Source organism: Flavobacterium sp. TS_SC_5 (genome assembly GCF_056156265.1).
On sequence record NZ_CM149588.1, the window covers coordinates 934,829 to 956,040 of the forward strand.

Here is a 21,212-nt window from a genome sequence, read left to right on the forward strand (position 1 = left end):
ATCTCGTTAAACTAGTTTAGGTTTGTTTTGGTTTTAAAATTTAAAGAGCGTCAAAAAGGAATAATTGAGAAATATCAATTTTTAAGGTTTTGGCAATTGCATATAAGGTCGTAACAGAAGTATTGATTATACCTCGTTCAATTCTGCTAATTTGGGAAATCTCGACACCTAGTTCATTTGCAAGCTGTTCTTGAGTGAAGCCTTTTTCTAAACGAAGTTCTCGAACTTTTCCACCAAACCTAATTAATATCCTTATTTTTTCTTGATTATCCACGAAATAAAATTCGAGGAATTAAGTTATTATTCAGTAGGCATATTTGCCTATATTTGAAACATAAAACAACAACAGGGATGCTGAAAACTGTATAGAGTAGGCAATATTTTAAATAAATTATGAAGAATCTAATTTTTATTTTATCATTCGCATTTTTGTTTTCTTGTTCAAAACCCGAAGACAATCAACCTAGTAATTCAAATGTCAAATTATTAAAATCAGTAACAGAAACAGGGGAAACATACGGAAGTTTTAGTTCCTACCATTATGAGAACAATATTCTCACTAAAGTTAATTATGGAGAATTGAACAATTACATGCAAGTTCAACAACTAGGTTATGAAAACAACAGACTAATTAAAATTGCACACGATAAAGACTATGCTACAGGCGATGCAGTACATCCGGAAGATTTTTCATACAACTACAATTTAAGTAGTTATCCTGTAGAAACAATATCGTACATGACTAGCAGTATTTTTTACAAATCAATTTACAGAGATTATACCTACAATTTAAACAATCAAAAACAAATTACTAGTATTGTAGAAAACAACGAATTAAGCGTCGAATTTGTATACAATACTACTCAGATTACAAAACAAAAACAATTCGACAATCCCCCATACGAATATACATTTACTTATGATGATAAAATAAATCCCTTCAATGTTCTGTATACAAAATTCGGGTTACTAGACGATTACATTTGCCCGTTATTAGGTCAAAATCACATTTATCATTTTTTATCTCCAAACAACATCAAAGAAGTTTATAAAAACGGGGTTTTACGTTACAGTTTTATTTATCAATACAACGATGAGAATCAGCCTATGTCTGTAGTTGCGTATGATTACACCAATAGTAAAACTTATAAATACACATACGTTTACACAAATTAATTTTAAATTAAAGAATAACTTAAATAAAGGTAAAAGTGATTTGGCAACAAACATCAATAGAAAAAATTAAGGCTGAATTGATTTTATCATGTGCCAATAATAACCCCGAATCATTTTTACCTTTTCTAATGTCAGCGGAGGTAGAAACAGAAGCACCTAACAAGGAGGATTTCTATCAGTTTTTTAAAGGAATGCTAAATCAAGCTCATGAGAGTTCGGAAGGAGAACTGACTTTAAAAATAGAACAGCCAACTTTGGACTCAGATAAACAAGTAGTTAATTATAACTTTTATGACAATACCCATAAATATCCCCTCCTTTCAATCGTAGTTAAAGAAAACAACAATCTAATCTGTTTAGGCATAATGCCTTTTTAAAATAAAAAAATATGATAATTACATTAATAATTATAACAGTAATAGGAATTTGCATCTATAATTGGGATAAAAAAAAGCAGGAAAAGTATATTAAAAGCGATTCTTTTAAAAACCATTTTGATACGTTAAATAAAGAGCAAGAAAAAAAACAAAGAAAAACTAATCTACAAGAAAAAAATGAAAGCATGATGAGGATGGCGAATAACATGGGTATTTCCATTGAAGATGTTAAAGAGAACTATATCTCAGACTTAGAGAAAAAAAATATTGGCACTGATTGCAAAGATCAAATGATACAACAATTTGACATTGAAAAAATTAAAGAATCTAAAGTTTTTGGTATTAAATACTTCCTGATGTTTTGCTAAAAACTGTAGATTTTGTTATTTCTACTATTCAGAGTTGCATGAAAAAAAGGGATTCCAAAATATAATTTGGGAATCCCTTTTTTTGATTTAATCTACTTCCTTATCCAACAATAAATTTCTCTTAATTTTAAATCGTTCTCAACTTAATAAAAATGCGAATCAACTACATTCAGGAGAATCCATTTTTTATCACTGTTGAGTTTAAAAGTACCAATATGTTCTTTATTCCATTCGTTCGGACCTATCAACGAAAGAAAGTTTACGCCTTCAGCATCTCTGTACAAATGATAAATTTCGCCAATAACGGGTTCAAATGAAAATTTAGCACTGTATACTAATTCGTTCCATTCGTATTCTTGCATCAACTTTTCATATTGAAGCTTGAGTTCATTAAATTTATTCCCTAGCTCTTTATTTACATTGTCAATTCCTCTACTTTTCCAAGAAACTACATCGTCAACTCTAATTACGGGTGCTCCAACTCCAGTTGCGTAAGGCAAAACATTAGCGTTATATCCTGCTTCGACTGTGTATACAACATTATCTGGTTTTTTATCTTCCATTTACTTTTTCTTTTATTTCAAGATATAATTAACCACTAGTAATTAATACCTATTTGTTTTATCTATGATTTTTTCAAAACGAATTCAAAATATTTATCTGTTCAAAAGTATTCTTTGGTTACCAAATTTTGCTCTAAGCAAAAGCCGGTTTACAAATTTTAAAAAACGAATATTTTGTTTAAATATTTTTACGCAAAGTTAAACAAAAAAACATAAATACTCAACACAATTCGACTCTCAGAAAACAATAATTAATTTAATTTTTGCATCATATTGGAACAACCAAAAAATAATTTTTCAATGTGTCGAAATAACACATTTATTTTTTACATTTGGAAACTATAAAATGCTATTACACTGATAAATAAACCATCATGAAATCAAAAATCTTTATCCTACCGTCTTTATTGTTACTAGCTGTATCATTGAAGGCACAATCAAAATGGACTGAAACCACTAAAGACTCTCACACTATTATCCAAAATAATGGAGGTCAAACTTTAGGCTACTCGCCAAAATCAGGAATTAAAATCATCCAAGTAGACGGTTTGGCTTTTAAAGATTTAAACAAAAACGGCAAGTTAGATATTTATGAAGATTGGAGAAAACCAGTAGCGGAACGTGCCAAAGATCTTGCCGCTAAAATGACAGTCGAGCAAATTGCTGGTTTAATGTTGTACAGCAGGCATCAAGCTATTCCCGCTCAAGAAGCAGGAATGTTTACGGGAACTTACAACGGAAAACCATTTTCAAAAAGTGGTGTAAAGTCATCTGATTTGTCTGACCAGCAAATTGCATTTTTAACCAAAGATAATTTACGTCATGTGTTGATGACTTCTGTTGAAAGTCCAATGGTTGCAGCAACTTGGAACAACAATATACAAGCTTTAGTCGAAGGTATTGGAATGGGAATTCCGTCTAACAACAGTTCTGATCCACGAAACGGTGCCAATAAAGATGCTGAATACAATGCCGGTTCCGGTGGCGCTATCTCACAATGGCCGGAAGAATTAGGACTAGCCGCTACTTTTGATGCTGCTATCACGGAACAATTTGGCGCAATTGCTGCCAAAGAATATAGAGCGATGGGAATCACGACAGCGCTATCGCCACAAATTGATTTGGCGACAGAACCAAGATGGAATCGTTTTGTGGGTACTTTTGGCGAAGACCCAAAACTCGCCACTGATATGGCAAGAGCTTATGTAGACGGGTTTCAAACATCTCTAAAATCGATTAATGCGTATGAAGGATGGGGAAATCAAAGTGTCAATGCAATGATTAAACACTGGCCAAGTGGTGGTCCGGAAGAAGGAGGTCGTGATGGACATTTTGCGTATGGTAAATTTGCTGTGTATCCTGGAAATAATTTCGAAACCCATCTGAAACCCTTTACTGAAGGCGCTTTTCAATTAAAAGGCGCTACTAAAAAAGCGTCTGCGGTGATGCCGTATTATACAATTTCATATGGTCAGGATAAAAAATACGGAGAGAATGTGGGTAACGGATTCAGTAAATACATTATTACGGATTTATTAAGAGACCAATACGAGTATGATGGAGTAATTTGTACCGATTGGTTGATTACTGCAGATGAAGGAGCTAAACCGGATGTTTTTTCGGGAAAACCTTGGGGTGTTGAAAAATTAAGTGTAGCCGAAAGACATTATAAAGTTCTGATGGCAGGAGTCGATCAATTTGGTGGGAATAACGACATTAATCCAGTCCTTGAAGCGTACCAAATGGGAATAAAAGAACACGGTGAACCATTTATGCGCAAGCGTTTTGAGCAATCAGCAGTTCGTTTGCTTTTAAATATATTCCGAGTGGGTTTATTCGAAAATTCCTATTTAGATCCTAATGAGACCAAAGCTATTGTAGGAAAACCAGAGTTTATGAAAGCTGGATACGATGCGCAGTTGAAGTCGGTTGTAATGATTAAAAACCAAAATAAAACGTTGCCAATTGCAAAAGGAAAGACGGTTTATATTCCAAAGAGAGTTACTCCGGCAGGAATCAACTTTTTTGGTCAGCCATCTCCTGAAAAAATTGAATATCCGGTTAATTTAGAGTTAATTAAAAAATATTATACCGTAACGGAAGATCCTGATAAAGCGGATTTTGCGATTGTATTTATCAAAAGCCCGATAAGTGGCGGATACAGCAGAGCCGACAGAGAAGCCGGCGGAAACGGATATGTGCCAATCAGTTTGCAATTAAAAGATTATACCGCAGTCGATGCCAGAGCGCAAAGTATTGCAGCTGGAGACCCTGTAATTGACCCGTCGATTACCAACCGTTCGTATTTGAATAAAACTTCAAAATCAAATTCTTATCCAGATTTAAACACCATTCTGGAAACGAAGAAAGCAATGAATGGAAAACCAGTACTAGTATCTGTGAATATTTCTAATCCAATGGTTTTCGGTGAATTTGAAAAAGAGGTTGATGCCATCGTGGGAGAATTTGGCGTTCAATTAGAAGCTTTATTGGATATTGTTTCTGGAAAAACAGAACCTTCCGGATTGTTGCCTTTACAAATGCCATTGAACATGACCACTGTTGAAAAACAATTAGAAGATATTCCTCATGACATGATTCCGTATAAGGATGCTGATGGAAATGTGTATGATTTTGGTTTTGGATTAAATTGGAAAGGGGTTATCAAAGACGCCAGAACTACAAAGTACAGCGTTAAGAAATAACTAAATTACAATTAAACCACCTTGAAATAGACTGCCCCCAAAAAGTTAGACACTATTTGGGGGTTTTTTTATGTCTAATTATAAAATTATAATTTAAAATACGATTCTAAAAAGAAGGATTCCATCCTTTCATTTTGTTAATTCTAAGCAAAATTGCATACTAAAATGAATTTATAAAACCTCTTTTACTACCTTTAAAAAGATTTATATCTTACAAAGACTAAAAAATCATACTCATGAAAAAAATCGCATTAGTTTCTCTTTCAATTATATCCTTTCTTTCTTTCAGTTGTGAGGCGCAGGTAAAATCCAATGACATTCCTATTAAAGATGAAGTAAAAAACTATACGCTCGAAACCGTAGCTTCAGATATTGCTATTCCATGGGGTATGACTTGGTTGCCAGACGGCAGCATGTTAGTTACCGAAAAAAGCGGTGTTTTATATCATGTCAAAAACGGAGCAAAAACCGAAATCAAAAACGTCCCCAAAGTATATTCTCGAGGACAAGGTGGATTGTTAGATATCGTTTTACATCCTAATTATGCTAAAAATGGCTGGATTTATATGACGTATGCTTCCGATGAAGGCGAAGGAACTGGTGGCAACACTAAACTCATTAGAGCAAAATTATTGGACGGAAGTCTCATACAAATTGAATCACTTTACAAAGCGACTCCGAACACTACGAAAGGACAGCATTTTGGTTCCCGAATAGTATTTGACAACGACGGCTATTTGTATTTTTCTGTTGGTGAACGCGGGGAACATTTTGTAAATCCACAAGATACTAAACGCGACGGCGGGAAAATATACCGATTAAATGATGATGGAACAATTCCTAAAGACAACCCTTTCGTAGGTCAAAACGGAGCAAAAGAAGCGATTTATACCTACGGGAATCGCAATCCGCAAGGAATGGCTAAAAACCCTGCAACAGGGGAAATTTGGGCACATGAACACGGTCCTCAAGGTGGAGATGAAATCAATATCATAAAAAAAGGAGCAAATTATGGATGGCCTGTTGTTACTTATGGTATCGATTACGACGGAACAACCATCAGTAAACAAAACGAAAAACCGGGCATTGAAAAACCTATTTATTACTGGCTGCCTTCTATCGCTCCAAGCGGAATGACTTTTGTAACCAGCGATAAATATCCAGACTGGAAAGGACATTTACTGGTAGGTTCTTTAAAATTCCAATACCTTGAATTACTAAAGTTGAAAGGCAATGAAGTTATTGGCAGACAAAAAATTGCTACTGATATTGGTCGCGTACGTAATGTTGTGCAAGGCCCGGATGGCTATATTTATATGGGCGTTGAAGGAAAAGGAATCGTAAAAATTATACCGAATTAAGCAATGTTGACAACGAAAATATTTTTAGGATTTGGAGTGTTTGTATTGGGAAGCTTCTCTTTCGAAAACCCATTTTCCGCAAACAACTATATTGACTTGAATACTGAAGCCGCAGTTGTTTCAAAACTTCAGTCACCAGGAAAAGAAATATATACTGATTTTTGCATGCAATGTCATGGTGCAACTGGTAAAGGAGACACTAAGAACTTCCCTCCTCTTGATGGTTCTGACTGGTTGAAAAACAAGAGAAAGGAAAGTATTGCTGCGGTAAAATTTGGACAAAGTGGCGAAATAGTTGTCAATAAAATAAAGTACAATAGCAGCATGCCTGCCATGGGACTCACAGATCGGGAAGTGGCTGATGTGATGAATTACATTATGACTTCCTGGAGCAATAAACAAACGAAAGTTGTAACCGAGAAAGAAGTCGCTGCTATTAAGAAATAAAATGTGGACTTAGGATTTCTATCTAAAAAACATACGCTACCGAAAAGCCTCCGTAATAATTGATGGGATTTCCGGGATAAAAATAGCGTGGAGCTGCTGTGCCAAAACCAACAGCGTTAGGTAAAATGTTAGCTGCATATTTAGTGTCCAAAACGTTATTAATTCCGGCATTCAACTCTGTTTTTAGGATTTTAAGAATGGTAAAAACATAGGTCGTTTTAATATCTAGCAACGAATACCGTGCACTGTATTTTGCATTGGAATCGTTTAATGGGATTTTACCCATCGTTCGGAAAGAAGTGTTGACACTAAATCCGTTTTTTGTGGTTAAATCTACTCCAAAATTGAATTGCTTTTCGGGAACGCCAGTCAATTGGTTTCCCGAATAATCAGCATCACCATCCAAGAATTCTTTGAATTTAAAGTTATTCACCGCTCCTGAAAAATAGGGTGTAATTTGAAATTGGGTTAGTTCCAAAAGTTTGTAATTAACCAAGAATTCAACACCCGAATGCGAACTACTTCCGGCATTAATCCCAACAAATTGATCCTCAGCGGTACGTCTTGCTACCAATAAATTTTTAATTTGTGTGGTGTAAAAAGTTACTTCGGTATAGACTTTATTTTTAAGCCAATTTCCTTTGAAACCCAATTCATAATTCCAACCCACTTCTGGTTTTAGATCTGTGTTTATTTGACCTTCGGGAGTCAATGTTTCCGCGACTGATGGAACCGAAAATCCTTTGCTAACTGATGCAAATATATTTTTTCCATTCCTTACTTTATAGGACAAACCAACTCTTGGCGACCAAACATTTCCAAAAGTGAATGGCATTTTTTGGCCGTCAGAATTATTTTCGAAAACATCTTCTAACGAATATTTGGTTGTGTTTAATGCCAGACCAGTTTCCAGATGCAGCTTTTCTGAAATCCAAAGTTCCATTTGTAAAAAGTAGTTGCTGTACTTTCGGTTTTGTTTGATGGCGCTGAATTCGTCACCTTGAATACTTCCTTGACCCGGTTGTGATTGGTATAAATTTCGATACAAAGTATAATCGTATTTTTCCGTTAATAATTCGGTACCAAAACTCAATTCAAAGGGCAAAGAAAACAATCGGTCTTTATAATTTACATTGGAACGTAAACCCGCTGAACTTATATTTTCATCCAAAATATCAAACGGTCTGGGTTCGTAAGCGTCTTTAAAATTAGAAAAAACACTGCTTTGTATAGACCATTTTTCAGAAAATTGATGATCGTATCCTAAACCCAGCATGAATTTATCATACGACTCAAAACCTTGTGCGGCTGCCCAAGTAGCGGCTGCCTTATCCGGATTATTTTTTAAATCCGTCTCATTGATAGAACTTGGGATATAAGCTTTCAATCGAGTGAACGTCCCCAAAAATGACAAACTGCCTTTGGAATTCATTTTTTGTTTGCCGTGCAGGTTAAATGATTTTCTATTGTAAGAACTATTGGCTCTAAATCCGTCACTTTGTAAATCCGTATAACTGGTAAATACATTCGTTTTGGAATCGCTGTATCCTGCCGAAAGTCGTTGCTGCAACAACCCAAAACTCCCGAAAGTGACTGTTGATTTCCCAAACGATTCCAATACTGGAGTTTCTCTTGAAAACAGCTGAATCACTCCGCCCAAACCGGATCCAAAACTAGTGGAATTTGGTCCTTTTATGATTTCTATTTTTTCAATTGCTGCCAAATCAATGTCGTCAATCGTAGTTTCGCCTTCACCAGAAGTTAGAGGAATCCCGTCAAAATAGGCTTTTATCTTATTGGTTCCATATTGAGATCGCGCGCCAATGCCACGAATTGTAATCCTGTTGGTGTTCAAAGCACCTTGTTGCATGGTCACGCCGGGGATTTTGTTTAAAACTGGAGTCAGAATAATTCCGTCACTTTTATTAATATCGGCAGTAGTAATCACTGAAACGGATGCCGCAACATTTTGAAGTGCATTTTTGATTGGTGAACCTTTCAACGTGACTTCTGAAAGAGCAATAGTGTCTTTTTTTATTTGTCCAAAAACGGCAGTCGCACAACCTATAAAAAAAAGAAAAGTAAGGGAAATTTTGAACAATTGTTTGCGTATTTGAATGAGTTAAAACGTTTATAAAGTTAGCCTTTTCTTTTTATTTCCAAAAGTTATTCTGAAATTGTGACCAAAGCACACTTTTTTTTAATTATAATCACGACCTTACAATTATCTGAAATAGATTTCGTTTGAATATTGAATTAGAAGAAATTTGAAACTACAACCCGTAAATTATGTAATAAATAGGGGTTGAAACACAATTCTAAATGATTTCTCGCTTCTAAAATACTTTATCTTTACATTAAAAAAATTAGAATTAATATATGAAAAAATCAGCTATTGCATTACTTGCACTTCCATTACTGCTTATGACCATTTCCTGTGAAAAAGGAAAAGCGGCAGATGGTGTAACCGCTACAGAAAAATCAGATACTGTAAAAACGGATACGAAAGAAAAAACGCCAACTCTGACAATTGACACTGTTGATTTTAACAAAAGAATGATCGCATTAAGCAATAATGATACCACGGGAAGATGGCCTGTAAAAGCGCCCTACCCTTTGCCGGGAGCGTTATTACCATACAATAGAATTATTGCGTATTACGGAAATTTATATTCCACAAGAATGGGAATTTTAGGTGAAATCCCTAGAAAAGAAATGATAGCAAAACTACAAGGTGAAGTAGCAAAATGGCAGGCTGCGGATTCTACAGTAAAAACAATTCCTGCTTTGCACTACATTGCTGTTACGGCTCAAGGCGCTCCGGGAAAAAATAATATGCACCGCCTACGCATGCCTTTTAAACAAATTGACACTATAATAAGTTGGGCAAAACCCATCAACGCCTTAGTGTTTTTAGATATTCAAGTTGGTCACAGTACGGTGAAAGCTGAAGTGGCGGAATTAGAAAAATACCTTTCTATGCCAAATGTACATCTTGGAATTGACCCTGAATTTTCGATGAAAAACGGAGAACGTCCAGGTTCTAAAATCGGGCATTTTACGGCAGCGGATATTAACGACGCGATTACCATTTTGGCAGATATTGTACGCAAAAATAAACTGACTCCAAAAGTGTTAGTAATACACCGTTTTACGCAAGGAATGGTAAAAAACTATAAAGAAATCAAAAAAGTTCCTGAGGTGCAAATCGTAATGGATATGGATGGTTTTGGAAGTAAAGTACTAAAAAAAGATTCTTATAAGGCTTACATATATAGAGAACCCGTTCAGTTTACTGGTTTTAAATTGTTTTATAAAAATGACAATAAAAACGACTGGAAAATGTATAGCCCAGAAGAATTAGTGAAGTTTACTCCGAAACCAATTTACATTCAGTACCAATAATTTACCATTGAATTCATGAAAAATATTTTTTATTCCGTTTTCGTTGGACTTTTTTTATTGGTGAGCTGCCAATCAGAACCCCGTAAAATAGTTCCTGAAGTTCCGCTTGTAGTTGCTCCCGCAAAAGTTGTAGCTCCAAAAAAAGTAGCTGCTGATGCCGCGACCATTCTTTCGAAAAAAGAAGTTCCTATTTTATGTTATCATAATATTAAAGAATTGAAGGCGGGAGATGGTGAAATGACAAAAACATATACAGTTTCACCAGCAAATTTTGCACAGCAAATGAAGGCCTTATCTGATGCCGGTTACCATAGTATTTTACCTAATCAATTGAACGACTATCTCGTATATGATGTTCCGTTACCCCCAAATCCAGTAATGATTACCTTTGATGATACGCGGGAAGAACAATTCAGCATTGGCGCTGCCGAGATGAAAAAATACGGTTTTAAAGGAGTGTTTTTTATAATGACAGTTTCTATTAACCGTCCCGGATATATGAGCAAAGAGCAAATCAAAAGCTTATCTGACGACGGACATGTTGTAGGCGCACATACTTGGGATCATCATATGGTCACAAAATATACCGGAGATGACTGGAATACCCAATTGGTAAAACCAAAAGCAAAATTGGAAGAAATCATAGGAAAACCAGTAACCGATTTTGCCTATCCATTTGGTTTATGGAATACAGCCGCAATTCCTGAAATTAAGAAAAGTGGTTATGAAATGGCTTATATTTTAGCGACCAAAAGAGATCCTGTAGATCCATTATATACCATTAGGCGTATTATTGTTTCGGGAACTTGGTCTACTGAAGGGATGATGAAATCGATAAATTCTTCTTTCACTAAAACCGAATAGCACATTAAAACAGCTTCTAATTTTGATTATTTTATCCAATAAAATCAATTGAACGAACTACTAATTAGCGATACAACCGATGAAAAGGTTTTTATGAAACCTTCGATTATTTTAGTTCTAATGAGTTTGTTAACCACAAATTACAGCCATAAAAAAAGCACTATCGTATTCCAAGGAATATAATAGTGTTTTTTTATTTATAATGTAACTTTCGTTATCTCGGAGACAACCAACCCTCAGGATTGTTATAAGTCGTATTCTGGAGGATTAAGAATTTAATGATTGTTTTACCCGTTTCCCCATTGGTTCTTACTTTCCCCAAACTTTGCTTGATACTTACTTTATCACCTTTGCTAACATTTACAGAACTTAAATTTTGATACACTGTGAAATAATCCCCGTGTTGTATCATTACCGCTTTGTTTACTGGTGACAATACAATAACGCTGGTTACTTCTCCGCCAAATACGGCTCTCGCACTTGCGCCTTTGTCAGTAGTGATTTCTACACCGCTATTGTGCACGGTTATCGTATTAAACAATGGATGCGTTTGATTTCCGTATCCTAATGACACATATCCTTTTTCAACCGGATAAGGCAATCTTCCTCTGTTGGCTCTGAAATTATCTGCAATAATTTTGGCTTCAGGCGTCAACTCAATTTTGGATGATGAAACTGCAGCTTTTGAAACTGGAGCACTTGGATTAGCTTTCGCTTTTTCTAAAGCCGCTTTCCTATTGGCTGCAGCAATAGCTTCACGAATCAGTTTATTGATTTGTCTGTCAATTGTTCTATATTCCTGTTGTTTTTTCTTAATTTCTTGGGCAATCTTCTTTTTGTCTTTTTGGATAACGTTTACTAATTTCAATTGCTCCTTTTTCTCTTTTTCGAGTGATAAGCGCTCTTTTTCATTTTCAGCAATCAGTTTTTGTTTTGCTGTTTTTTGTACATTCAGTTTTTGATTGAAATCAGTAAGCTTATTAGACTTCGTTTTTATTTCTTCTCCCTGCATTTTTCGGTAGCTGGTATATTGTTTCATATACTGCGCTCTTTTGTATGCCTGCAAAAAGTTTTCAGATGATAACAAAAACATCGCTCTGCTTTCCGATGAACGACTTTTATAAGATTTCACAATCATCTCCGCATAATCTTCCTTAAGTTCAGCTAATTCTTTTTTTAATTTATTAATCTGAACCTGATTAATATACATGTCATTATTTAGTAATTTGGTTTGCTTTTCAGTAGTATTTATTAATTTTTCTTTCAGCTTAATTTTAGTGCTTTGAATGACAATTACGTTAACAACCGATTTTTCTTTTTTCTTTACAGATTGTAATAACTTTTCATTTTCTCTAATTTCTTTTTGAATTTGAGCTTTACGTTCTTCTAATTTTTCTTGTTGTGATTCCTGACTCCACAGTAATGAAGTCATACAGATAAAAATTAGGCTTAGGAGAAATTTTGGCATATCGAAAAAATATTTTTGCTAATTTACTTAATTATAATTCTTTTGTACCCATTTGGAACACTATAAGGAAAAGAAAGTTCTTCATTGAAAGTTACCGAGTTGTATTCCAGATTAATTTCGGTGTTTCCTTTCTTCTGAAACGTATTGATTAAAACGCTCGTAGGCAATACTGCCTCGTTATATACTTTGTTATCTGTATAAGCTACTTTGATCATTCGTTCTTCGGCTGTTTGCGTAATTTCTTGTTTTTGAACCAAGAATTTATCAGCATCTAAAAAGAATGATTTTTTTGTATTTTTATTCGATGTGTCATCCAATCGATACGTTTGTTCCAATAACGTTTCTAAATATTTCCCTTTTGTCAAGTCATCAATTGCCTGTCCTAATAACATATTTTGAATTTTATTATAATCCAAATCTGTTCCTAACCATTGGCTTAAGCTACTGAAATCACCTTCAAAATACTTCCCATTTATCTTTTCATAATAGCTCACAGTATTAGGAGTAATTAATGCTTTTGCCATTGTTATTCCTAGAAAACGAATGCTTACCAAAATCTGTTCGTCCTTTTTGATTTTTATTTCAGCGGTAACATTTTGAGTTAGCTTATCATCGGCATAACGGGCACTTGACTTAATATATAATGTAGAAAATTCGTTTTTATTGTTGTAATGATTTTCTATTATTTTTTTGGCCGACATTTTTTCTGCCGCTGCAACTGGCTCATTACCGGCTGCAATACCAATGGCTTTCGATTTACAAGAAACCATAAAAATAGTAAGTAGTACTACTATTGAAATTTTTTTGATCATTTTTTTTCTTTTAATAATTGATTGGCTTTAGCAAAAAATAAGTCTTTTTTCTTGAAATCTCCTAAACCATTGTAGGCTTCTCCAAGCTGGATATTGAAATTTATTTCCAATTCCTTATTCTCCACTACATAATCCATGCCCATTTCTAATAAATCCTTAGCTTTTTTAAATTGCTGCAGCTGATTGTTAGCCAAACCGGCATAATAATAAAACTGAGGCTGCGTTGGAAAAGTCTCTACCAGCTCCATAGCTTTCTTGGCTACTGCATCAAATTGCTTCATCTCCGTATACGCTTGAAGCAAAAGTAAATGCGTTTCTACAACATCACCAACTCCATTACTAACGGATTTTTCATAATACATAATGGCTTTTTCCCATTGTTTCTTTACTTGATAAAATTTTCCAATTTCTTTCGCAACATCAACAGATTTGTCATTTTCGAAATAACCAACAGCTTTCTCTAAATCAGGCGAATATTGCGGATTTTTATCGGTAAAAATCAGAAACTCATTTAGAATCCGATGTTTAATTTTTGAATCTATTTTGGCACTAGCCAATACAATATTCATTGCTTTTATCGCTTTTGCTACGTCATTCGCATCCAAATAATTCTTGAATAAACTCACTTGCGCCCACTCTGAATCCGGGATTGCTTTTTCTAGTTTTTGAACCGTTTCAAAAGCTTTTGTTTCTTCATTATTTTTAGAATACAAAAAGATTAAACTGATATAATTGAACTCATCCTGTGGATTTTTAGCAATCAGTTCTTCCAAATTGGTAATTTCCATATTTTGAAATTTCCCGACAGATAAAATCTGACTTTTGTATAATTCTCTACGGTCTGTTTTTCCATAGGTTTCGTTAAGTTCCTGAATAAGCGCTAAAGCCTTTTCATACTGATTGGTCCCCATATACAATGAGGTCAAATCTTCTTTGTATTTTGGATCAAATTCAATCAACTTATTGATGACGGTAATTCCTTGTGTGAAATTTTTAGTTTCATAACTCACATCATACATTCCTATCCAAAACCATTTGTTTTTAGGATCAATCTTGGTCGCGTTTTCAAAGTAATTATAGGCATTTTTATACTCTTTTAATGCTAAATAATTCTTCCCTAATTCATAATAAACGGCTGCATCATTGGGTTTTAATTTATTGGCTTTATCCAAAGCTACTATCGCCTTATCATAGTTTTCAATCCCTTTTTGAAGCAACGATTCATAAAAAAGTTCCTGAAACTGATCCGTGTCAAGCTTGATTTCCTCTGGTTCCGTTTGTGCCCACAGCAAAGCCGAATTGCATTGCAAAACGAGAAATAAAATTATGAAATCGCTTTTTTTCATGCTGTATTTTTAATCCTGAATCTTTATCATATAATACCACTTAACATTACAAATAATAACATTTCGTCGCATACTTGTTTAAACATATGAGTCATATAAGTTTTGAATTAATTCAGTTAAAACCAATAGTTCATTTAAGCGAAGCCACATAGCCTTACAAGACTCGTATGTTTAAAATTAAATACTTTTATTTTTGATTATAGCATTGAAGTAGTTGGACCTATTTAATGTCATACTAACAAATGAGTGAAATACTATTTAATATATAAGTCATATAAGAATTAAACCTTAAATGACCTTATGATTGTTTAAGTTACATAAGGCTAACACAATTGAAACTTAAACTTACATGACTTATATGGTAAAAAATGCAACATTGTTTTATTCTTATTGCTTAGTGGATTAATTGAATCCTTTTACTCCAATACCGAATAATCTCCGATACTTATGCTGGTGAAATTCCCATCGAAACTCGCGTGATTTCCGATCATTGCATTGTCTAAATTCGCATTTTTAATGTGAGAGTGGGTTTGCACCAAACTGTTTTGTATCGTACTATCTAGGACATGACAGCCATCTCCTAAAGATACATTAGGACCAACAGTTGCGTTAATTAACACCACATCTTTACCGATATAACAAGGCGGAATTATAGTCGAATTCTCTAATTTGACATCAAAATCCACTAAATGTTCCCCATCATTATGCAAGAATCCTAACATTCTAGAATTGGTTTCCACAGTTACATTCTTGTTGCCACAATCCATCCATTCGTCCACTTTACCGGGAACGAAAGTCATTCCTTTGGCCATCATTTGTTTGATACCGTCATTTATTTGATATTCGCCACCGTGGATAATGTTGTTGTCTAATACTAATTGTAATTCGTCTTTTAGAACCGCAACATCTTTAAAATAGTAGATTCCAATTACGGCAAGATCGGATACAAAAGTTGCTGGTTTCTCTACTAATTCTACTATTTCATTCGCTTCATTCAGTTTTACAACACCAAAAGCTTCTGGTTCGTCTACTTGTTTTACCCAAATTACGCTATCTGCATTTTTATCTAAATCGAAATCAGCACGAATTAACGTATCTGCATAAGCGATAACTGCTGGTCCGCTCAAAGAATCTTTGGCACACATAATGGCGTGACCGGTTCCTAAAGCTTCGTTTTGGTAATAAATAGTTCCTTTGGCACCTAATTTTTGTGCAATAGCAAGTAGTTCTTCTTCTACTTTTTTACCAAAACTTTCATGAATGATAAAGGCTACTTCTTCGATATCTTGATTCAGTACTCCTGCAATATCTTCAACCAAACGGTGAACGATTGGTTTTCCTGCAACAGGAATTAACGGTTTAGGAATAGTTAACGTATGCGGGCGAAGGCGTGATCCACGGCCGGCCATTGGGACAATTATTTTCATGTTTTGTTTTATTGAAAGATTAAACGATTGAAAAATTTAAAAATTATCACAAATCTTTCAATTATTTAATCTTTGAATTATTAAATTAATTTATTTTACTCCGGTACTTCCAAAACCGCCTTCACCTCTGGAGGTTTCTGTCAGTTCTTGAACTTGAATCCACTCCGCGCGTTCGTGTTTAGCGATGATTAGCTGGGCGATGCGTTCACCGTTCTGGATAACGAAATCTTCATTGGATAAATTTACTAAAATAACTCCAATTTCCCCACGATAATCAGCATCAACTGTTCCGGGAGCATTGAGAACCGTAATTCCATTTTTGGCAGCGAGACCGCTTCTTGGACGCACTTGCGCTTCGTAACCTATAGGTAATTCGATAAAAAGACCTGTTTTGACGATGGCTCTTTCCAGTGGTTTTAGTGTTATGGATTCCGATAAGTTGGCACGTAAGTCCATTCCTGCCGAGGCTATGGTTTCATAGTTGGGCAACGCATGCTGTGATTTATTGATTATGTTTATTGTCATTGTTTTGTTTTTATTTTTAATATTTTCGTAAGTGTCTCTTTTTCATTATAATATATGAAATATAAAAATAACAATAGTAGTCCTATTTTTAAAAAATAATTTTCTCTTAACTCCGGAATATAAAATGAAATAGCTGAAAATAATATTGTAATTGCTAAATAGCTGAAAATTTTATTTATTTCATACGGAATAGGATAACTTTTTTGTCCCATTTTATAGGAGATAATCATCATACTTCCATAAGCAGCAATAGTTGCAATTGCTGAACCATAATAACTCATTGTAGGAATTAATATATAATTTAAAAGCAAAGTTATAAGTGCCCCAACAATAGAAATATATGCACCAATTTTAGTCTTATCTATAATTTTATACCAAACCGAAAGGTTGGTGTAAATGCCCAGAAAAAAATTGGCTAACACAATTAATGGAACCACTTTTATTGCATCCCAATATTCTGGATTTGGTACAAGTGGTAGTTTTAGCAAATCGATGAAAGCAATAACAAAAAGACAAATAAAAGAGCCAAAAATCACAAAATATTTGGTGATGGTTGCATAGGTCTGTTGTGCATTTTCATTATTGGCATGACTGAAAAAAAATGGTTCGATTCCTAAAGTAAAAGCCGTTCTAAATAACACCATAAACATTCCTATTTTATAACAAGCTGAATAGGCACCAATATCAGATTTGGAAACATGAAGCCAATCCAAAAGTATTTTATCAAAATGTTCATTAATTGCAAATGCAATTCCTGCTATTAAAATTGGAAAACCATACTTCATCATTTTTTTCCATAATGAGTAATCGAATTTCCACGAAATATTTAAGTAGTTGGGAATTAAAACAATAAACGTAAGTAAACTGGCAGCAAGACTTGAAATGAATATATAACCTATCTGGAAGTTTTCAATATAAATGGTTTTTAAAAATCCGTCAGGATTTTGATGAACTAGTTTTGGTAAAAAGGCAAGAAAAAATAATGTCAACAAAAAATTTACGGAAACATTCCCAATCTTTATTGCTGCATATTTTAAAGGTTTTTTTTCTGCTCTTAATTTTGAAAAGGGAATAATTGCTAACGCATCAAGAGCCAAAATCCAAATAGTATAAGTAATGTATTCTACATTGATATTTGCCCAGTCAGAAAGCGTTTTTCTATACAACAATGAGATAACTAAAAACCCTATAGAAGACCAAAAAAGTGTAACAGTAGAAGTAGATATTACATTTTTCTTGTTTTCTTCGGAATTAAAAAACCTAAAAAAAGCGGTTTCCATTCCATATGATAAAATGACATTAAAAAAAACTAAATACGAGAAAATTACAGAAATTTCTCCCATTTCACTTTTGTTTGGCAAATAAATAACAAACAGTGGATTTAATAAAAAACTTATTATTCTCGGCAAAACCGTTGCTAATCCGTAAATGGCAGTCTGTTTAAAAAGATTTTTATATAATCCCAAAATGGTGTCTTTATTAAAATTAAGGAAGCAAAAATAACTAATTCTTTGGTGTAATCTGCTGATGTGACTGTTTGTTTTGAAAGAGAAATATCAATTACAAAAACTTTTCTAATGCGCAATTATCGTATTGGCTTTTCTGGAACATTCGATATTTTATAAAAAAGGGTTTTACTCTCTTTCGTATATTCCAAAATTGCTTCATTGGGCTTTAAATCGAATTTAGATTTTTGAATGACCGGCGCTTTATTGCCGTATTCCTTGGTAGGATTACTATCCATAATCAAATCTTCTTTTGTATTGTCTTGAGAAAAACGTGCTACAAAAGTATTTTTAGTGATTTCTTTTATCACAGATTCTTGATTGTGAAAGTAGATTTTCTCCAGTTTTATATTATCTGGCAACGGATTTTTGAATTCGATATAAAAATTGATTCCGCTGCTCTCCGTACCTTTTTTGACTTTTTGGTAGAATACTGATTGTATTTCTTGAGGAAATTCCGTTTGAAATTCTTGTTTCATAGCACAAAAAGTAAGACTGATAGCGGTAATCACAGAGAAAAAAATTATTTTATATCCTTTCATAATTTTCTATTTAGCTTAATCCTTCTTCGTTTAAAATCTTAAGAAAATGAAATCCTTTTGGGATATACCCTTGATTGTAATAAAAGCGATGCGCAGTATAATTTCCGGTAAAAGCATCTAACACTATCATCGTACAACCTAGTTCTTTTGCTTTAGCATCGACATAATCTGTCATCATTTTGCCAATCCCTTTTTTGCGGTGATCAGGGTGAACGATAAAATTATCAATTTCGAGGTACTTGCCTGACCAAAGCTTGGTTCCAGACCACAAACCTGAAAGTCCTACACAAACATCCCCTTCAAAAACGGCTACTTGTTTGTAATTATGAGGAATCATTTCTGTAAGATAGGAATCGTATTTTTCTAAAGTGAAATTGGTGTATAAATGTAGCATAACTTCATATTGAGCCAGCATTTCCTGTATTGTGGTCAGCTCTCTAATTTCTAAATTCATTATTGTTATTTTACGCTGTAAAATTAGAGAAAAAGGAATAAGATTGAAAGTTATGATGGGGTGAATTTTTGAGAAATCTAATTGAAAATTTTGAAGTTTAATAAGTGTCATTTATCGCGCAACACCTATAATTAGAGCTTATAGCTTAAATTCATAGAAAAAATCATGTTTTCAAATTATTGATGTTCCGGTATTTAAAAAAATATTCTCGGAATTCACGGAATTACGACAACAACTGTTTGCACAACAACAATTAGTCCCCTAGTTTTACTTCAGGAAAGTTAAACAGTTTTGTTGTAAGACGTTACACAAAGCTCGTTGCTTTTCAAAAACTATAGTAGCTACTATGAGGGATTGCTTCAGCTGTACTGTAACCCTATAAAAAACAAAGCAAGGAGTAAAATAAAGCTATGGTCTCCAAAAAACCAAGCCTAAGTTCTCGAGAAACTTTTTAATAATGAAAATTTGAAAACCAGAGTACTTGATGCTGACCAAAAACCAATAACAACTATTTTGGAGTTTTTCAACAAACCTAAGTTAACAGGCAGCAACCCATAAGGGAAAACAACAGCGGAAAATCTTTAACTGCCTAAAAGGGAGCCAGAAGCTCTTGCAACGATTCAAGCAAAATATTTATTTATTATGAAAAATTTATTTTTTAGTTTGACTTTTATCCTAGTTCGTTTGCTTTTGCAAAAACAAATGCAGTTGTAACTCCAAAAGCAGAAACAATTGATGTTGTTTCTGAAAAACTAGTTACTTATGAAATTGATAATCCAATTATGGGTAAATTATCAATTTCAATTCCTGAAAACGCATTAAATAATGATGCCGTTTGCGGTTTTCCTGTTAGTTTTTTTACTGCTGAGGGAAATGGTAGTTTTTACTTTGATTGTAGCGGAGGAGCAACAATGGGTGATATTTTAAGTGTATTGCTTGCATTATTTTTCTAATTCTATTTTACCCCAAGCTAACGCTTGGGGTATTTCAACTTAACTCTTAATAAAATGAAAAATATTCTATTATTTATATTTACTTTATTCACTTTATACTCTTATTCCCAAAAAAAATGTGGTAATGTGAATTACGAGTATACTCTGCCAGCCGAAAGCATAATCATAAAAGAGTCGACGCTTTTTTTTAATGATTCTATATCAAAGTTTGTCTATGATAAAATTGATAATAAACAAAATTCAGAGTCAAAGGTTGAATCGGATGGTACTTCTATTAGTTTAAGTTTTAGTTCAACTGATGCTCAAGGTTCAAATGTATATAGAAATTTTAACTCCGAAAAAATAGTAATAAGAAAATCCAAAACAGAAAAGTTATTTGAATCCTATATATATGAAGATACTTGGATAAAAATAGATTGGAAAATACAAGAAGACACAATGAAAATTGGAAATTTTAATTGTAAAAAAGCAATTGGTACTTTTAGAGGGCGAACTTACATTGCATGGTTTACAGAAGAAATACCTTTACCCTATGGCCCTTGGAAGTTGTATGGTTTACCTGGTCTTATTCTTCAAGCAGAAGATACTGAAAAAATGTTTAAAGCTACTTTTAAAAGTGTTAATTATCCAATAGAATGTGAAAATAGTGATTTAGAAAAACCATCAGCAGTTGAGACCAAAACATTAAAAGAATATGTAGAATTTAGGGATAACTATAATGATTATGTTTTTAAAAAAATGCAATCAAGACTTCCTCGACATTTGGCAAACTCTATGCAACAAGGACCAAAACCAACATTTGGCAGGAAATATCGTGATGAAAAAATATTTGAATGGGAAGAATAATTTTATTATTTAACACTTTAATTATTTACACCTTTTGTTTTTCTCAAAACAAATCGGGTTAAATAACC

21 protein-coding genes are annotated in these 21,212 nt (G+C 33.7%); 10 read left to right on the forward strand and 11 right to left on the reverse strand.

Features of this window, described 5'->3' with window-relative positions; translation table 11 throughout:
• Nucleotides 1–40 precede the first annotated feature (40 nt).
• On the reverse strand, nucleotides 41–274 hold the full coding sequence (locus AC0J6S_RS04185) for a helix-turn-helix domain-containing protein (RefSeq protein WP_474955573.1): 234 nt from the start codon (nucleotides 272–274) through the stop codon (nucleotides 41–43).
• A gap of 119 nt (nucleotides 275–393) precedes the next feature.
• Between AC0J6S_RS04185 and AC0J6S_RS04190 the strand changes: the two genes are divergently transcribed.
• From AC0J6S_RS04190 to AC0J6S_RS04200, 3 genes are read left to right on the forward strand one after another with little or no spacing between them, the layout of a single operon-like run.
• Nucleotides 394–1,176, forward strand: coding sequence for a hypothetical protein (locus AC0J6S_RS04190; protein WP_474955574.1), 783 nt, complete (start codon nucleotides 394–396; stop codon nucleotides 1,174–1,176).
• A gap of 35 nt (nucleotides 1,177–1,211) precedes the next feature.
• On the forward strand, nucleotides 1,212–1,553 hold the full coding sequence (locus tag AC0J6S_RS04195; RefSeq protein WP_474955575.1) for a hypothetical protein: 342 nt from the start codon (nucleotides 1,212–1,214) through the stop codon (nucleotides 1,551–1,553).
• 11 nt (nucleotides 1,554–1,564) lie between these two features.
• Nucleotides 1,565–1,921, forward strand: a complete 357-nt coding sequence (locus AC0J6S_RS04200; protein ID WP_474955576.1) for a hypothetical protein — start codon at nucleotides 1,565–1,567, stop codon at nucleotides 1,919–1,921.
• A 143-nt stretch (nucleotides 1,922–2,064) separates the two neighbouring features.
• On the opposite strand, the gene AC0J6S_RS04205 is transcribed toward AC0J6S_RS04200, so the two are convergent.
• The gene (locus AC0J6S_RS04205; RefSeq protein WP_474955577.1) at nucleotides 2,065–2,484 is read right to left on the reverse strand and encodes a DUF2452 domain-containing protein; all 420 of its coding nucleotides are present in this window, start codon (nucleotides 2,482–2,484) and stop codon (nucleotides 2,065–2,067) included.
• A gap of 374 nt (nucleotides 2,485–2,858) precedes the next feature.
• Between AC0J6S_RS04205 and AC0J6S_RS04210 the strand changes: the two genes are divergently transcribed.
• The 3 genes from AC0J6S_RS04210 (at nucleotide 2,859) to AC0J6S_RS04220 (ending at nucleotide 6,997) form a co-directional block, all read left to right on the forward strand.
• Entirely contained in the window at nucleotides 2,859–5,189 is a 2,331-nt protein-coding gene (locus AC0J6S_RS04210) for a glycoside hydrolase family 3 protein (RefSeq protein WP_474955578.1), read from the forward strand.
• Nucleotides 5,190–5,425: 236 nt separating this feature from the next.
• Entirely contained in the window at nucleotides 5,426–6,550 is a 1,125-nt protein-coding gene (locus AC0J6S_RS04215) for a PQQ-dependent sugar dehydrogenase (RefSeq protein WP_474955579.1), read from the forward strand.
• 3 nt (nucleotides 6,551–6,553) lie between these two features.
• Nucleotides 6,554–6,997, forward strand: a complete 444-nt coding sequence (locus AC0J6S_RS04220) for a c-type cytochrome (protein ID WP_474955580.1) — start codon at nucleotides 6,554–6,556, stop codon at nucleotides 6,995–6,997.
• Between the two features lie 22 nt (nucleotides 6,998–7,019).
• Here AC0J6S_RS04220 and AC0J6S_RS04225 read toward each other — a convergent pair whose 3' ends face one another.
• On the reverse strand, nucleotides 7,020–9,098 hold the full coding sequence (locus AC0J6S_RS04225) for a TonB-dependent receptor family protein (RefSeq protein WP_474955581.1): 2,079 nt from the start codon (nucleotides 9,096–9,098) through the stop codon (nucleotides 7,020–7,022).
• Nucleotides 9,099–9,376: 278 nt separating this feature from the next.
• On the opposite strand from AC0J6S_RS04225, the gene AC0J6S_RS04230 reads away from it, so the two are divergent.
• Nucleotides 9,377–10,402 (forward strand): hypothetical protein, encoded by a 1,026-nt coding sequence (locus tag AC0J6S_RS04230; RefSeq protein ID WP_474955582.1) that lies wholly within the window; start codon nucleotides 9,377–9,379, stop codon nucleotides 10,400–10,402.
• 15 nt (nucleotides 10,403–10,417) lie between these two features.
• Nucleotides 10,418–11,266, forward strand: coding sequence for a polysaccharide deacetylase family protein (locus AC0J6S_RS04235; protein WP_474955583.1), 849 nt, complete (start codon nucleotides 10,418–10,420; stop codon nucleotides 11,264–11,266).
• A gap of 214 nt (nucleotides 11,267–11,480) precedes the next feature.
• On the opposite strand, the gene AC0J6S_RS04240 is transcribed toward AC0J6S_RS04235, so the two are convergent.
• The 8 genes from AC0J6S_RS04240 to AC0J6S_RS04275 form a co-directional block, all read right to left on the reverse strand.
• The gene (locus tag AC0J6S_RS04240; protein WP_474955584.1) at nucleotides 11,481–12,698 is read right to left on the reverse strand and encodes a murein hydrolase activator EnvC family protein; all 1,218 of its coding nucleotides are present in this window, start codon (nucleotides 12,696–12,698) and stop codon (nucleotides 11,481–11,483) included.
• A 59-nt stretch (nucleotides 12,699–12,757) separates the two neighbouring features.
• Nucleotides 12,758–13,543 carry a lipoprotein insertase outer membrane protein LolB1 gene (gene lolB1, locus AC0J6S_RS04245; RefSeq protein WP_474956321.1) on the reverse strand — a complete coding sequence of 262 codons (786 nt, stop codon included), beginning with the start codon at nucleotides 13,541–13,543 and terminating at the stop codon, nucleotides 12,758–12,760.
• Nucleotides 13,543–14,892: a tetratricopeptide repeat protein gene (locus AC0J6S_RS04250; RefSeq protein WP_474955585.1), complete on the reverse strand. Its 1,350-nt coding sequence runs from the start codon at nucleotides 14,890–14,892 to the stop codon at nucleotides 13,543–13,545. Before AC0J6S_RS04250 ends, lolB1 begins: the two co-directional genes overlap by 1 nt.
• A 416-nt stretch (nucleotides 14,893–15,308) precedes the next feature.
• The gene (locus AC0J6S_RS04255; RefSeq protein WP_474955586.1) at nucleotides 15,309–16,319 is read right to left on the reverse strand and encodes a sugar phosphate nucleotidyltransferase; all 1,011 of its coding nucleotides are present in this window, start codon (nucleotides 16,317–16,319) and stop codon (nucleotides 15,309–15,311) included.
• A 90-nt stretch (nucleotides 16,320–16,409) separates the two neighbouring features.
• On the reverse strand, nucleotides 16,410–16,844 hold the full coding sequence (gene dut, locus AC0J6S_RS04260; RefSeq protein WP_126515260.1) for a dUTP diphosphatase: 435 nt from the start codon (nucleotides 16,842–16,844) through the stop codon (nucleotides 16,410–16,412).
• Nucleotides 16,841–18,310 (reverse strand): lipopolysaccharide biosynthesis protein, encoded by a 1,470-nt coding sequence (locus tag AC0J6S_RS04265; RefSeq protein WP_474955587.1) that lies wholly within the window; start codon nucleotides 18,308–18,310, stop codon nucleotides 16,841–16,843. The genes dut and AC0J6S_RS04265 overlap by 4 nt, the downstream gene beginning before the upstream one ends.
• Before the next feature lie 119 nt (nucleotides 18,311–18,429).
• Nucleotides 18,430–18,891, reverse strand: a complete 462-nt coding sequence (locus AC0J6S_RS04270; protein WP_474955588.1) for a hypothetical protein — start codon at nucleotides 18,889–18,891, stop codon at nucleotides 18,430–18,432.
• A 10-nt stretch (nucleotides 18,892–18,901) separates the two neighbouring features.
• Entirely contained in the window at nucleotides 18,902–19,345 is a 444-nt protein-coding gene (locus AC0J6S_RS04275; RefSeq protein WP_474955589.1) for a GNAT family N-acetyltransferase, read from the reverse strand.
• Between the two features lie 782 nt (nucleotides 19,346–20,127).
• Here AC0J6S_RS04275 and AC0J6S_RS04280 point away from each other — a divergent pair.
• Together AC0J6S_RS04280 and AC0J6S_RS04285 are read left to right on the forward strand one after the other, a co-directional pair.
• Nucleotides 20,128–20,298 carry a hypothetical protein gene (locus AC0J6S_RS04280; RefSeq protein ID WP_474955590.1) on the forward strand — a complete coding sequence of 57 codons (171 nt, stop codon included), beginning with the start codon at nucleotides 20,128–20,130 and terminating at the stop codon, nucleotides 20,296–20,298.
• 54 nt (nucleotides 20,299–20,352) lie between these two features.
• On the forward strand, nucleotides 20,353–21,144 hold the full coding sequence (locus tag AC0J6S_RS04285) for a GLPGLI family protein (RefSeq protein ID WP_474955591.1): 792 nt from the start codon (nucleotides 20,353–20,355) through the stop codon (nucleotides 21,142–21,144).
• Nucleotides 21,145–21,212: the final 68 nt, after the last annotated feature.

Coding starts and splice junctions, on each gene's coding strand:
- AC0J6S_RS04190 (WP_474955574.1), top strand. CDS start 394: ATGAAGAATCTAATTTTTATTTTATCATTCGCATTTTTGTTTTCTTGT.
- AC0J6S_RS04200 (WP_474955576.1), top strand. CDS start 1,565: ATGATAATTACATTAATAATTATAACAGTAATAGGAATTTGCATCTAT.
- AC0J6S_RS04205 (WP_474955577.1), bottom strand. CDS start 2,484: ATGGAAGATAAAAAACCAGATAATGTTGTATACACAGTCGAAGCAGGA.
- AC0J6S_RS04210 (WP_474955578.1), top strand. CDS start 2,859: ATGAAATCAAAAATCTTTATCCTACCGTCTTTATTGTTACTAGCTGTA.
- AC0J6S_RS04215 (WP_474955579.1), top strand. CDS start 5,426: ATGAAAAAAATCGCATTAGTTTCTCTTTCAATTATATCCTTTCTTTCT.
- AC0J6S_RS04220 (WP_474955580.1), top strand. CDS start 6,554: ATGTTGACAACGAAAATATTTTTAGGATTTGGAGTGTTTGTATTGGGA.
- AC0J6S_RS04230 (WP_474955582.1), top strand. CDS start 9,377: ATGAAAAAATCAGCTATTGCATTACTTGCACTTCCATTACTGCTTATG.
- AC0J6S_RS04235 (WP_474955583.1), top strand. CDS start 10,418: ATGAAAAATATTTTTTATTCCGTTTTCGTTGGACTTTTTTTATTGGTG.
- AC0J6S_RS04240 (WP_474955584.1), bottom strand. CDS start 12,698: ATGACTTCATTACTGTGGAGTCAGGAATCACAACAAGAAAAATTAGAA.
- AC0J6S_RS04250 (WP_474955585.1), bottom strand. CDS start 14,892: ATGAAAAAAAGCGATTTCATAATTTTATTTCTCGTTTTGCAATGCAAT.
- AC0J6S_RS04255 (WP_474955586.1), bottom strand. CDS start 16,319: ATGAAAATAATTGTCCCAATGGCCGGCCGTGGATCACGCCTTCGCCCG.
- dut (WP_126515260.1), bottom strand. CDS start 16,844: ATGACAATAAACATAATCAATAAATCACAGCATGCGTTGCCCAACTAT.
- AC0J6S_RS04270 (WP_474955588.1), bottom strand. CDS start 18,891: ATGAAAGGATATAAAATAATTTTTTTCTCTGTGATTACCGCTATCAGT.
- AC0J6S_RS04275 (WP_474955589.1), bottom strand. CDS start 19,345: ATGAATTTAGAAATTAGAGAGCTGACCACAATACAGGAAATGCTGGCT.
- AC0J6S_RS04280 (WP_474955590.1), top strand. CDS start 20,128: ATGGGTAAATTATCAATTTCAATTCCTGAAAACGCATTAAATAATGAT.
- AC0J6S_RS04285 (WP_474955591.1), top strand. CDS start 20,353: ATGAAAAATATTCTATTATTTATATTTACTTTATTCACTTTATACTCT.